This window comes from Burkholderia anthinoferrum, from assembly GCF_002925705.1.
In the GTDB taxonomy this organism is placed as follows: domain Bacteria; phylum Pseudomonadota; class Gammaproteobacteria; order Burkholderiales; family Burkholderiaceae; genus Burkholderia; species Burkholderia semiarida.
Genome location: NZ_LFZP01000041.1, coordinates 93367 through 106026, shown reverse-complemented (window position 1 = coordinate 106026; position 12660 = coordinate 93367). Strand labels below are relative to the sequence as shown.

General features: G+C 68.7%; 13 protein-coding genes. 6 read left to right on the top strand and 7 right to left on the bottom strand.

Translation table 11 applies throughout. The features are described 5' to 3' along the window. Window positions 1–79: 79 nt before the first annotated feature. Together C5F75_RS13730 and C5F75_RS13725 are read right to left on the bottom strand one after the other, a co-directional pair. On the bottom strand, window positions 80–580 hold the full coding sequence (locus tag C5F75_RS13730) for a dihydrofolate reductase (RefSeq protein WP_059574039.1): 501 nt from the start codon (window positions 578–580) through the stop codon (window positions 80–82). 287 nt (window positions 581–867) lie between these two features. Then, complete coding sequence (locus C5F75_RS13725; protein WP_226093723.1) at window positions 868–1080, bottom strand: hypothetical protein; 213 nt, start codon at window positions 1078–1080, stop codon at window positions 868–870. A 310-nt stretch (window positions 1081–1390) separates the two neighbouring features. On the opposite strand from C5F75_RS13725, the gene C5F75_RS36760 reads away from it, so the two are divergent. From C5F75_RS36760 to C5F75_RS13715, 3 genes are read left to right on the top strand one after another with little or no spacing between them, the layout of a single operon-like run. After that, window positions 1391–1711, top strand: coding sequence for a hypothetical protein (locus C5F75_RS36760; RefSeq protein ID WP_155634601.1), 321 nt, complete (start codon window positions 1391–1393; stop codon window positions 1709–1711). Next, window positions 1687–3084, top strand: a complete 1398-nt coding sequence (locus C5F75_RS13720; protein ID WP_059574037.1) for a sigma-54 dependent transcriptional regulator — start codon at window positions 1687–1689, stop codon at window positions 3082–3084. The genes C5F75_RS36760 and C5F75_RS13720 overlap by 25 nt, the downstream gene beginning before the upstream one ends. 42 nt (window positions 3085–3126) lie before the next feature. Further along, a complete protein-coding gene (locus C5F75_RS13715; RefSeq protein ID WP_059574036.1) occupies window positions 3127–4098 on the top strand; it encodes a thymidylate synthase in 972 nt (323 codons plus the stop codon). A 97-nt stretch (window positions 4099–4195) separates the two neighbouring features. On the opposite strand, the gene C5F75_RS13710 is transcribed toward C5F75_RS13715, so the two are convergent. Continuing rightward, the gene (locus C5F75_RS13710; RefSeq protein ID WP_060011724.1) at window positions 4196–6745 is read right to left on the bottom strand and encodes a DUF6600 domain-containing protein; all 2550 of its coding nucleotides are present in this window, start codon (window positions 6743–6745) and stop codon (window positions 4196–4198) included. A 162-nt stretch (window positions 6746–6907) separates the two neighbouring features. Beyond that, entirely contained in the window at window positions 6908–7615 is a 708-nt protein-coding gene (locus C5F75_RS13705; RefSeq protein ID WP_059574035.1) for an ArsR/SmtB family transcription factor, read from the bottom strand. A 187-nt stretch (window positions 7616–7802) separates the two neighbouring features. Between C5F75_RS13705 and C5F75_RS36755 the strand changes: the two genes are divergently transcribed. After that, entirely contained in the window at window positions 7803–7943 is a 141-nt protein-coding gene (locus C5F75_RS36755) for a hypothetical protein (RefSeq protein WP_167351605.1), read from the top strand. 121 nt (window positions 7944–8064) lie between these two features. Further along, window positions 8065–8577, top strand: a complete 513-nt coding sequence (locus tag C5F75_RS13700) for an acyl-CoA thioesterase (RefSeq protein ID WP_023475851.1) — start codon at window positions 8065–8067, stop codon at window positions 8575–8577. A gap of 54 nt (window positions 8578–8631) precedes the next feature. On the opposite strand, the gene fumC is transcribed toward C5F75_RS13700, so the two are convergent. From fumC to C5F75_RS13685, 3 genes are all read right to left on the bottom strand, one after another. Next, on the bottom strand, window positions 8632–10026 hold the full coding sequence (fumC, locus tag C5F75_RS13695) for a class II fumarate hydratase (RefSeq protein WP_059574034.1): 1395 nt from the start codon (window positions 10024–10026) through the stop codon (window positions 8632–8634). A 184-nt stretch (window positions 10027–10210) separates the two neighbouring features. Beyond that, window positions 10211–11599 (bottom strand): multidrug efflux MATE transporter NorM, encoded by a 1389-nt coding sequence (gene norM, locus C5F75_RS13690; protein WP_059574033.1) that lies wholly within the window; start codon window positions 11597–11599, stop codon window positions 10211–10213. 137 nt (window positions 11600–11736) lie between these two features. Continuing rightward, window positions 11737–11955 carry an RNA-binding S4 domain-containing protein gene (locus C5F75_RS13685; protein WP_006486208.1) on the bottom strand — a complete coding sequence of 73 codons (219 nt, stop codon included), beginning with the start codon at window positions 11953–11955 and terminating at the stop codon, window positions 11737–11739. Between the two features lie 268 nt (window positions 11956–12223). Between C5F75_RS13685 and C5F75_RS13680 the strand changes: the two genes are divergently transcribed. Then, window positions 12224–12631, top strand: a complete 408-nt coding sequence (locus tag C5F75_RS13680) for a hypothetical protein (protein WP_059574032.1) — start codon at window positions 12224–12226, stop codon at window positions 12629–12631. Window positions 12632–12660 lie beyond the last annotated feature (29 nt).

The following is a 12660-nucleotide window of genomic DNA, read 5'->3' as shown; positions in this document are numbered from 1 at the left end:
GCGGCGCAGGCCGACAACAGTCAACGAAAACCCGACCGGCGTGAGCCGGTCGGGTTTTTTCATCGTGCGGAAGAAGGCGTCAGCCGCGCTTGCGTGTGTAGACGACGAACGCATAGCCGAACGAGTTCGGCGCGGCAGCCTGATGCGCGTCGCGCGAGACTTCCTGCCAGTGCGCGGCGTGAGGCGCCGGGAACGACGCGTCGCCGTCGAAGTCGGCATCGATCTCGGTGATGACCAGCTTGTCGGCGAACGCGAGACCTTCCGCATAGAGTTGCGCGCCGCCGATCAGGAATGCCTCGGGCGCGCCGTCGCGCGCGGCGAGCGCCAGCGCGTCGGCGAGCGACGTGACCGTGTCGCAGCCTTCGAAACGGCGCGTGGCGTCGCGCGTGACGACGATGTTGCGGCGGCCGGGCAGCGGCCGGCCGATCGACTCGTGGGTCTTGCGGCCCATCACGATCGGCGCGCCCATCGTCGTGCGCTTGAAGAACGCGAGATCCTCGGGAAGTTTCCAGGGCAACTGGTTGTCGCGGCCGATGATGCCGTTGCGGGCACGCGCGACGATCAGGGTCAACGTCGTCATGAAGGTCGGGGAAGAGGGAACATGCAATGGGCCGATTTTACCGGAACGGCGGCGCGCGCCGGATTCCGCCTGCCCGCGTGGGCATCGGCGTGTGTTGCGCGGTGCGCCGCGACGCGGGATGCCCGCATCACGGCGGCCGTCCGAATAAAAAGAGTGCCCGCCGGGGGACGGAGCACCAAAACATTTTGCGTCGCGAGATTGGCGATACCGGTTCCGGTCGATGGCATCCCGTCCGACCGGATCGTCGATTCGATACGCAATCCTAATTGAATTTAGACGGAAAATGATCAGGGATGCGTATTGCTTCGCGCGTTGCCTCCCATCGCATGCTGCATGTTGCCCGGTTGCGGTGCCGGCATCGGCAACTGGGGCGGCGGTGGAATCTCGTCCCACAGCGTCACGGAGGCCTGGCGCGCCGGCAGCGGTTGCGGCGCCGACACGGTCACGATACCGAACCCGTTGCCGTGCTGCCTGACCGGCACATTTTCGACAAGCAGCATCGCGCGATCCGGTCGCATGCCTTCGTCCGCGCATGCGGGTGCAGGCGGGCCGGCGGCCGAAAGCAGGAGCGTCGTCGGCACGAAAGAAAGTAAAAGGATTTTTCGCATGGTGACTGTCTCCGGTCGTTTCCGTATTCAGCGAAATACATGCCACGATACCGGGACCATTGCCGCCATTGCGATTCGCGCTCGAGCGTTGAGAATTGTGGCCGAAAACGCCTGAAAATGTTTCAGGCCTGAAACGAGGGGGCTCGGGAATATTGCTGATTCAACCAACCCGCTTCAAGGATGAAAATCGGCGCGTGTGTTGATGACGAAACCCTTCCTGCGCATGCGCTATGTGCAGATGATTGATCTGCATCGACCTCCTGAGCGATTGGGCCGGATCGCCATCGGCGCTGAAACGGGCTTGTCGTATTCTGCGCCTGTAACAAGCTGTTTGATCAAAATAACTGGACGCAAGATAAGCGCCATCATGCGAGGCATTGTCGTTGCCGCGCATCGGCATGGCGAATCGAGCCACCTTGGGCTGACCCGATTCGATCCTTTTGCACGCGACCTGACGTGTGCGGCAATCGTTAGACGGTTGATGAACGGGGTGAGGATATGGGAGCCGATCAGCGGCACGTGATCTACTATTCGCGCGAACCGAACGATGCGTTGCGCGGCCATTTCGACGAATGCGGCTGGCGCGTCGATCTTGCCGAGACCGTGCGCGACGTGCGGCGCGTCGTGCAGCAGGGCGTGGCAACCGCCGGCCTGCTCGATTTTTCGCCGGGCTTCAAGCCGTCGGATCTGCGCGAACTCGAATCCTGCCTGAGCATCCAGCACATCGGCTGGATCGCGGCGACGCGGCGCGGCCAGTTGCAGGACGCGACGCTGCGCCATCTCATCCGCGACTATTGCTTCGACTACGTGACGATGCCGTACGAAACGGCGCGCATCGTCGAGACCGTCGGCCATGCGCACGGCATGATCGCACTGACCGATGCCGTCGCGCCGCCCGTCGGCGCCGGGCGTACCGAAGGCGAGATGGTCGGCACCTGCGATGCGATGCTCGGGCTATTCAGGACGATCCGCCGTGTCGCGGCGACGGACGCACCGGTGTTCATCTCCGGCGAGTCGGGCACGGGCAAGGAGCTGACGGCGGTCGCGATTCACGAGCGGTCGTCGCGCGCGCAGGCGCCGTTCATCGCGATCAATTGCGGGGCGATACCGTCGACGCTGCTGCAGGCCGAACTGTTCGGCTATGAGCGCGGCGCATTCACCGGGGCGAACCAGCGCAAGATCGGTCGCGTCGAGGCCGCCAACGGCGGCACGCTGTTTCTCGACGAGATCGGCGATCTGCCGCTCGAAAGCCAGGCGAGCCTGCTGCGTTTCCTGCAGGAGGGCAAGATCGAGCGGCTCGGCGCGCACGTGTCGGTGCCGGTCGACGTACGCGTGATCTGCGCGACGCACGTGGACATGGAAGCGGCGCTGCGCGAAGGGCGCTTCCGCGAGGACCTGTTTCATCGGCTGTGCGTGCTGAAGATCGAGGAGCCGCCGCTGCGCGCGCGCGGCAAGGACATCGAGGTGCTCGCGCGCCACATGCTCGAGCGCTTCAAGGGCGATGCGCATCGCCGCCTGCGCGGTTTTTCCCCTGACGCGGTCGCGTCGCTGTACGGCTATTCGTGGCCCGGCAACGTGCGCGAGCTGATCAATCGCGTGCGCCGCGCGATCGTGATGTCGGAAGGCCGGATGATCACCGCGACCGACCTCGAACTGAGCGACTATGCGACGCTCGCGCCGGTGTCGCTGCTGGAGGCGCGCGAGGCGGCCGAACGGCAGGCGATCGAGCAGGCGCTGCTGCGCCATCGCGGCCGTTTCGCGGATGCCGCGCGGGAGCTCGGCGTGTCGCGCGTCACGCTCTACCGGCTGATGTGCGCGCACGGCATGCGCGAGCGCGGCGACACGCTGGCAGGGTTTTCGGCGCCGTTGCCGGAGCTTCCGCGCCACGCTTGCTAAAATTGGCGGGTGCGGCCGCCCCTCGCGGCCGAAGGAACCCGCATGAAACAGTATCTCGATCTCGTTCGTACCATTCTCGATACAGGCACCTGGCAGGAGAACCGCACGGGAATCCGCACCATCAGCATGCCGGGCGCGATGCTGCGTTTCGACCTGCAGCAAGGCTTCCCGGCCGTGACGACCAAGAAGCTCGCGTTCAAGTCCGCGATCGGAGAGCTCGTCGGCTTCCTGCGCGCATCGCGCAGCGCGGCCGATTTCCGCGCGCTCGGCTGCAAGGTGTGGGATGCGAACGCGAACGAGAACGCGCAGTGGCTCGCGAACCCGTATCGCCAGGGCGTGGACGATCTCGGCGACGTCTACGGCGTGCAATGGCGCCAGTGGCCGGGCTACAAGGTGCTCGACGCGAGCGCCGACGCGCAGATCGCCGATGCGACGCGCCGCGGCTTCCGGATCGTCACGCGTTTCGATGAGGACGGCACGTCGAAGGTGCTGCTGTACAAGGCGATCGACCAGTTGCGCCAGTGCCTGGACACGATCATCGAGAACCCGTCCGATCGCCGTATCCTGTTTCACGCGTGGAATCCGGCCGTGCTCGACCAGATCGCGCTGCCCGCATGCCATCTGCTGTACCAGTTCCTGCCGAACGCGACGAAGCGCGAAATCTCGCTGTGCCTGTACATCCGCAGTAACGACGTCGGCCTCGGCACGCCGTTCAACCTGACCGAAGGCGCCGCGCTGCTGTCGCTCGTCGGCCGGCTGACGGGCTACACGCCGCGCTGGTTCACGTATTTCATCGGCGACGCCCACATCTACGAGAACCAGCTCGACATGCTGCAACGGCAGCTCACGCGCGACCCGTACGAAAGCCCGCGGCTCGAGATTGCCGAGCGCGTGCCCGAGTACGCGAAGACGGGCGTCTATGCGCCGGAATGGCTGGAGCAGATCGAGCCGTCCGATTTCTCGCTCGTCGGCTATCGCCACCATGAGCCGCTGACCGCGCCGATGGCGGTCTGATCGCGCGGCGGGGCCGCGCGGTTTCATCGATCCGCACGCCGCAAAAAGGCTCGACCGGTATCAGCCGGTCGAGCCTTTTGTTTCATGTCCGCGGCACTTACTGGCGATGCCGCTCTTCGTGGCCGCCTTGCGGCGGCGGGCTGCTCGGGCGCGGCGCCTCGACGTGCGGCGCCGGCTGCGGGCGTGCTTCCATCCGGGGGGCGGGCATCGGCGGGCGCGGTTCCATGCGGGGTGCCGGTTGCGGCCGCGGCTCCATGCGCGGCGCCTGCGGCTGCGGACGCGGCATGTCGTGCACCGCGGGCGCCGGCGGGCGGTACTCGTTCACGCGCGGCGGCGCGACTTCGCGACGGGGCGCCGGTTGGGCGAAGTCCGGGCGCGGTTGCGGCGCGGGGGCGGCCCGCTCCGGTTGCGGCTGCGCATGCCGGGCCGGCGTCGGGAAATCGGGGCGCGGATGTGGTTGCGGAATCTGCGCGGTATGGTCGGACTGCGGTTGCGGCAGTGCGCGAGGCGCTTCGTTGCGCCCGCCGGATTGCCCACCCTGCGGAGCCGGCACGCCGTCCGGATGCGGGAGCGCCGCGCTGCGCACGGGCGACAGCGCGTTCTGTCCCGCCGCGTGTAGCGCGGCAGGCGGAGCAGGGCGCTGATGCGCCATCGGCGTGTGCGGCTGCATCCACACGGGCGACGGCGCGTTCGCTACGTGCGCATCGCCCGTCCGCGCCGGAACGTCGTTCGCGCCCGGCGGATGCGGGACGCCATTGCCGGGCGCGAACGCCTGATGCGGCATCGGATTGCCGGGCGCCTGCGGCGTGCCGCCGTTGGCGAAACGCGGTGCGTTGGGCGTTTCGCCGTTCGCCGGCCGCGCGACATTCGGCATGCCCGGCGCCGGTGCGCCCGGCTGTCCGGCCCGCACGTCGGCCGGCTGGCCTTCGCGCGGCGCGCGGGCCGGCTGCACGACCGGGCCGTGCGGATTCACGAGCTGCACGTTGTGCATCGCCCATGCGCCGCCGCCCGGCTTGCCCGGCACGCGGACCGGGCGAGCCGTATAGTCGGCCGGTACGTTCGTCTTCACGACGGGCGCACCGGCCCCCGGTACGCGCCCGCCCTGCTGCGCGAGGTGAGCGGCGGCCTGGTCGCGATACGCGGCCGGCACGGCCGGATTGCGCGTCGCCACGAACGGGTGCTGCGCGATCGCCGCCGGCGGGCGGTAGCCGGCATTGCGCAGCCCGCCGGTGAAACTCTGGCGCACCGGCGCGATGCCGGGCGTGCCCGGCATCACGTGCGCGTTGCGCCATTGCCGCGGATCGACGGGCTGCGCGAAGTGCGCGACCGGCTGGCCGTGCACGAACGCGGCGGCCGGCACGGCCGTGATCGCGTGCGGCGCGCGCAAGTTCACGTACGTCTTGTTGATGTTGGTGATATTGGTGATGTTCGTCACGTTCACGGTCTTGTTCACGTTGACGTTGTTCACCACGATGTTGCGGTTGACGCGGTCGTAGTAGTGCGGGCTCCAGCCGCCCCAGCCCGGATGCCACGCCTCGCCCGGGCCGAGCGCGAACCATGCGCAGCCGGCCGCGGCCACGCCACCGACCGTGAGCGCGACGCTCCAGTCGGAACCGCCGCCGCCACCGCCGCCCACGAACGCGACGAGCGCCGGCGCGTAGACGGGTGGCTGGCTGACGACCATCGGGCCGGGCACCCATGCCCAACTGTCGTCGACGTACGCCCAGCGGCCGTAGTGATAGGGCGCGAAGCCCCACGGCGCGTCGTCGACCCAGGTCCAGCCCCACGGCGCCTGCCAGATCCAGTGACCGTCGTGATACGGCGCCCAGTCGGCCGGCGTGTTGTTCGGCACCCATACCGCGCCGTAATTCGGGGTTTCGCGCCATGTGCCGTTCGCGTCGAGATCCTGGTAGCCCGGAATGTCGCGGGACACGTACCGGGCCGACACCGAGCGCGCTTCGGCCGCGTCGCGGCTGGCGGCCCACTGGTCGAGCGCGTCGGGGGCCGGTGCGGCCGATTGCTGCACGACCTGCAGGTCGGTGCCCGTGAACACGACCTGCTGGCCGGGCGACAGCGGATACTGTCCGTTGCTGCCGTAGACGGTCGCGCTGCCGCTGCGCACCGTCACCGTCGTGCTCGCGCCGTTCGGCGCGACATCGACGCGATAGTCGCCCGGGCCCGTGATGCCGAGCGCGAGATTCGGCGTGTCGATTTCGTACGATCCGCCGGCCGGCAGATCGCGCACGTGTGTCGACACGGTGCCGAGCCCCACTTTCAGCTGCGTCGTCGTATCGTCGAGGTTCAGCACCGACAGGCTCGTCGATTCGCCGAGCCGCACCGCGGTCGAGCCGACGTGCAGTTCCGAGCGCGCGCCGGCATCGTTCCAGAGTTGGTCGCCGGTCGTCAGCGGCCGGTTGACCGCCGCATACGACCACGTATCGGTGCCGGCCGGTTCGGTCGTCACGGCGCCCGACAGGTAATTGAGCCGCGCGACGCGGCCGGGCGGATCGCCGCCCGGTTGCCGTGCCGCGGCCATATTCGGCGGCGCGTCGACCGATTGCGCGAAGGCGGGCGGCAGCGCCGCAAGCGCGACGAACGCGAGCAGCGTGCAGCGGGCGGTGCGCTTGAGCGTGAACAGGGTGGCCATGGTGAGCGTCATTGTCGTGATGGCGGCGCGCCGATTCGTGCCGTCGAGTTCACAATATCCGCTTGGCCTGTTTCAAGGCACGGTGTTTTGTAAGTCGAGTGGCACGCGATGTAACAAAACCTCTCCATCGCGCGCCGTTGTCGTGCAGTTGCAATGCCGGCGTCAAGCGGACGTAAGCCACGCATCGAAAACCTGCTGCCCGCGCACCGTGACGCGCAGCACGCGCGGCCGGGCAGCACGCTCGATCCAGCCATGTGAACAGAAGCTATCGAGCAGCGCCGCGCCGAGTGCGCCGCCGAGGTGCGAGCGCCGCTCGCTCCAGTCGAGACAGCCGCACGCGAAGCGGCGCCGGCGCATGCGCTGCTGCGCGACGTCGATGCCCCATTGCGCGAGCGCCTGCGTGCCGAGCTCGGTGGTCTCGATCGCGTCGCCGTTTGCGAGCAGCCAGCCGCGCGCGGTGAGGCCGTCGAAGATGCGCACCGCGAGCTCGCCGGCCATGTGGTCGTAGCAGGTGCGTGCATAGCGCAGTTCGGCCGGGACCGCGCGCGACGGCGGCGGAACCGGGCGATGCGGCGCGGCCGCGCGGGCGACGTTGGCCATCGCTTCGAGCGAGGCCGCGATGTCGGCCGATGCAATGCGGTAGTAGCGATGCCGGCCGCGCACGTCGAGGGCCAGCAGGCCGCCTTCGGTCAGGCGCGCGAGGTGCGCGCTGGCCGCGGACGGCGACAGCCCCGCGATCATCGTCAGTTCGCCGGCCGGGCGCGCGCTGCCGTCCATCAGCACCCACAGCATCGCGGCGCGGCCGGGATCGGCGAGCAGCGCGCCGATGCGGCTCAGGCCCGGAAAATGGTGGTCGTCTTGATCGGTCATCGTCGTGTCTCGTCGAGCGGGATGAGGGGCAGTGTAGTCGGTGCCCGCATTCGATGTTTCGCTTTCGGATGAAATGTCGAACGCAGCGGCGGCGCCGCTGCGCGGACCGGCCGCGGGCGGTTGCAGGGCACGCGTAGAATGGCCGGACGCGGCGGCAGCGGGCCGCCGCATGTGACGCGATGCGAAGATGAAGACGATTTTCTGTGTGTTGGCGGCCGCGCTCCTCTGCGCGGCCTGTGCGCCCGGTGGCGCGGGCGCGACCGGAGCGCGCGGCGGCAGTATCGAGATGTACGGGACGATCGACCAGGGCATCACCGTGCGCCGCTGACGTTCGCGCGCGGTCGGTATGGCCGCCGCAGCCCCGCCACACGGGGCCCGCCGCGACGCATTGCCGCAGTGCAACGTATAATGGCCCCATCACAGCGCCCCTGCCGCCTGGAGCCAGAACAATGCCCCAACCGTCCCCCGTGCCGGCCGCCCTCGACCGCACCGAAACCGTATTCCGCTTCCTTGCCGAGCCTTCGTCCGTGAACTTCGGCGGCAAGGTGCACGGCGGCGCGCTGATGAAGTGGATCGACGAAGTCGCGTATGCGTGCGCGGCGGTCTGGTCGAGCCGCTATTGCGTGACGGTCAGCGTCGGCAACATCCGCTTCCAGCGTCCGATCCTGGTCGGCAATCTGGTCGAGCTGAAGGCGCGCGTCGTGGCGACGGGCCGTACCAGCATGCACATCCATGTGTCGGTGCACGCGGGCGATCCGAAGGGCGGCGTGTTGCGTCAGACGACCGATTGCCTCGTCGTGTTCGTCGCGGTCGACGAGAACGGCAACCCGGTGCCGGTACCGCCGTTCGTGCCGGAAACCGACGAGCAGCGGGTACTGGCGAAATATGCGGCCGACGTGCGGGCCGCGCTCGACAAGATCGTCGAGATGAAGCCGGAAGAAGTCGCGAAGGGCACCGTCTGAGTGCCGCGGGCGCCGCGCTCGTCGCGCCGCGCCCGTCGTTCCGCCGTCCCGCCGTTACCGCGTCCCGATCATCTGCTCGGGGCGTACCCACGCATCGAATTCCGCTTCCGTCAGGTAGCCGAGCGCGAGCGCGGCCGCCTTCAGCGTCGTGCCTTCCTTGTGCGCCTTCTTCGCGATCTGCGCGGACTTGTCGTAGCCGATGTGCGGATTGAGCGCCGTCACGAGCATCAGCGATTCGTTCAGCAGCAGGTCGATCCGCGAACGGTTCGGCTCGATGCCCACCGCGCAGTGATCGTTGAAGCTCTGCGCGCCGTCGGCGAGCAGCCGCACCGACTGCAGCACGTTGTGCGCGATCATCGGCCGGAACACGTTCAGCTCGAAATTGCCGCTCGCGCCGCCGACGTTGACCGCGACGTCGTTGCCGAACACCTGGCAGCACAGCATCGTCACGGCTTCCGACTGCGTCGGATTCACCTTGCCCGGCATGATCGAGCTGCCCGGCTCGTTTTCCGGAATCGACAGCTCGCCCAGCCCGCAGCGCGGCCCGCTCGCGAGCCAACGCACGTCGTTCGCGATCTTCATCAGGCTCGCCGCGACCGTCTTCAGCGCGCCGTGCGCGAACACCAGCGCGTCGGCGGCCGCCATCACCTCGAACTTGCTCGGCGCGGTCACGAACGGCAGCTTCGTCAGACGGCCGATCTCGTCGGCCACGCGCACCGCGAACGCCGGATGCGCGTTCAGCCCCGTGCCGACCGCGGTGCCGCCGAGCGCGAGCTCGTACAGGTGCGGCAGCGCCGATTCGACGTGACGGATGCCCTGGTCGAGCTGCGCGACATAGCCGGAGAACTCCTGGCCGAGCGTGAGCGGCGTCGCGTCCTGCAGGTGCGTGCGGCCGATCTTCACGATGTCGGCGAATGCCTTCGACTTCGCGTCGAGCGTCGCGCGCAGCGTGCGCAGCGCCGGCAGCAGGTGGTTGACGATCGCATACGCGGCCGCGATGTGCATCGCGGTCGGGAACACGTCGTTTGACGACTGGCCGCGGTTCACGTCGTCGTTCGGATGAACCTTGCGCGCCTCGCCGCGCTCGCCGCCCATCAGCTCGCTCGCGCGGTTCGCGATCACCTCGTTGAGGTTCATGTTGGTCTGCGTGCCGGAGCCCGTCTGCCACACCGCGAGCGGGAATTCGCGCGGATGCTTGCCGGCGATGATCTCGTCGGCGGCCGCGATGATCGCGTGTGCCTTGTCGTCGGCGAGCACGCCGAGCGACTGGTTGACGGCCGCCGCGGCGCGCTTGACGATCGCGAGCGCGTGGATCAGCTCGGGCGACTGCTTCTCCGTCGAGATCCGGAAATTCTGCAGCGAGCGCTCGGTCTGCGCGCCCCAGAGCCGATCGGCCGGCACGGCGATCTCGCCGAACGTGTCGCGTTCCATCCGAACTGCTTCGTTCATGATGCACTCCTCCTGGAAAGGGGAAAGGCCGCGCGTCGTCGCGCGGCGTCAGACGTAATCAGACGTATCGTGAGGCAGTCGCGCCGCTTGCGCGGCGTCTCGAGGTGCTCAGCCGACAAGGATAGCGCCGGCCGCGATTTCGTGTCGTGTCGCGCCCAGGGCGCGTTGCGCGCGCAAACAGGCGCTAGCGCGCCGCCGCGATGAGCGAGGTGGTCTTGCGGTGAAAGCGCCAGGCCATCAGCGCGGCAACGCTCGCGAGGCCGGCCGCGAGCCCCCACCACAGGCCGCGCGCGCCCAGGCCGGCGTGGAACGCGAACCAGTAGCCGGTCGGGAAGCCGATGCCCCAGTAGCCGAAGGTCGCGGCGAGCATCGGGATGCGCGTGTCCTTCAGGCCGCGCAGCGCACCCGACGCGACGGTCTGCATCCCGTCGACGATCTGGAACACCGCGGCGATGCCGAGCAGCGACGCGGCGAGCGATACCGTCGCCGCATTGGCCGGATCGTCGAGGTGCAGGTACAGGCCGACGATCGTATGCGGCGCGACGATCATCACGAGGCCCGACAGCGACATGAAGCCGACGCCGAGCGCGAGCGCGACGAAGCCCGCGTGCCGCGCGGCGACGGGCGAGCCCGCGCCGACCCAGTAGCCGACGCGCACGTTCGCCGCCTGGCCGATCGCGAGCGGCACCATGAACGACACCGACGCGACGTTCAGTGCGATCTGGTGCGCGGCGAGCGACGTCGCGCCCAGCACGCCGACCGTGAGGCCGGTGGCGAGAAAGAGCGTCGATTCGACGCCATACGTGATCGCGACCGGCCAGCCGATGCCGATCAACTCGCCCATCACGGGCAGCTTCGGGCGCGCGGCGGTCACGAAATGGCGAAAGCGCTGCCGGCCGTGCAGCAGCCAGATCAGCGCGAGCGCGGTGAGCCAGATCGTGATCGTCGTCGCGACGGCCGAGCCGAGAAAGCCGAGGCGCGGCAGCCCGAATGCGCCGTGGATCAGCCCGTAGTTCAGCACGCCGTTGACGCCGACGCCGCCGATCGACACCCACAGCAGCCGTCGCGCGGCGCCGATCGCCGGCAGGAACGCGCGCATCAGCCCGACGCCGATCAGGCTGCCGAGCGCCGCGAAGCGCAGGATGCCCGTGTATTCGCCGACGTGATGCGCGAGCAGCGGCGGCTCGTGGAACATCAGCAGGATCGGTTCGGCGAGCGACAGCGCGACGATGGCCGGAATCGCGAGCAGCACGGACAGCGCGAAGCCGGTCCAGTAGATGTGCGGCACGCGGTCCTCGGCCTGCGCGCCGCGCGCATGTGCGACGCTCACGCTGACCGACGACAGCACGCCTTGCAGGATCGTCACGATCACGAAGAAGAAGTTCGCGCCGAGCCCGCCCGCCGCGAGCGAATCGGGGCCGAGCGAACCGAGCAGCACCGTGTCGGTGACGCTCATCGCCATCTGGGAAAGTTGCGCGATCGCGAGCGGCGCGGCGAGGCGCGCGGTATCGGCGGCATGACTGGACAGGGACGGCGGCGCGGCGGCCGTCCGCGTGAGACCGGAATGCGACATGGAATGGGCGCTCGCGCGGGTGCGGGCCCGCGCTCTGTGTATTTATTTTGAGAGACGGCTAGCTTACGGCTTTATGCGTACCGTGTCGAACGCGTGCGCCGATGGCCATGTCACGGGCAGGGGAACCGCCGCGGTCGCTACGCTTCGCGTACCGCGATGCGCGTGTCGCCGAGCAGCACGACCTGGCCCGCGCGGATCTTGCAGGTCTTGCGAAGCTCGACCGCGCCGTCGACCTTCACGGCGCCGGACGCGACGATCAGCTTCGCGGTGCCGCCGCTGTCCGCGAGACCGGTGATCTTGAGCAGGTTGTGCAACTCGACGTATTCGCCGGTCAGCGTGAAATCCAGATTGGGCATGACGAGGAAGGTGCGCAACGCGCGGAAGGAAACGCTCCGCATCATACGGCACCGCGCGTCGGCACGCGAGCGCGGGGTCGTCGCCGGCGGATGTAAAGGACTGTGAGCGATTCGTCAGCAAATGAAACGGTGGGTAACAGTCTGAGAGATTCGCGAACCGGTCGCGCGGGCCGCCGGTCTTCTGTCGTACCTGCCGCGTGTTGCGGCGGGGCATGCAACGGACCGCATCGCCGTGGTCCGGGCGCACAACTTCTTGAGGAGAATTGCCATGTCCAAGATTCGTACGATGCTGATCGGTGCCGCGCTGACGGCGTTCGCCACTTCGGCCGCATTCGCCCAGACGGGCGGGACCACGCAAGGCGCGGCCGGTGCCGGCGTGCAGGCGCAGACGCCGGCGGCAGGTGCCGGTGCAGGCATGCAGGGTGGTGCCGGCGCGAACGCGTCGGGCAATGCGACGACCGGTGCGACCGATGCGGTCGGCGCGGCAGCCGATGGCGCGAAGGACACGACGTCGTCGGCCGTCCATTCGACCAAGAAGCACACGAAGCATGCGGCGAAGTCGGCCAAGAGCCATGCGGGTTCGGCCAAGGCGAAGGCGAAGGCCGACGACGCGACCGAGGGCGGCGCATCGGTCGGCACGCAGGGCGGTGCATCGGCCCAGGGCGCCACGCAGTAAGCGGTGCGCGGCGCCGTCGCGATGCTCGC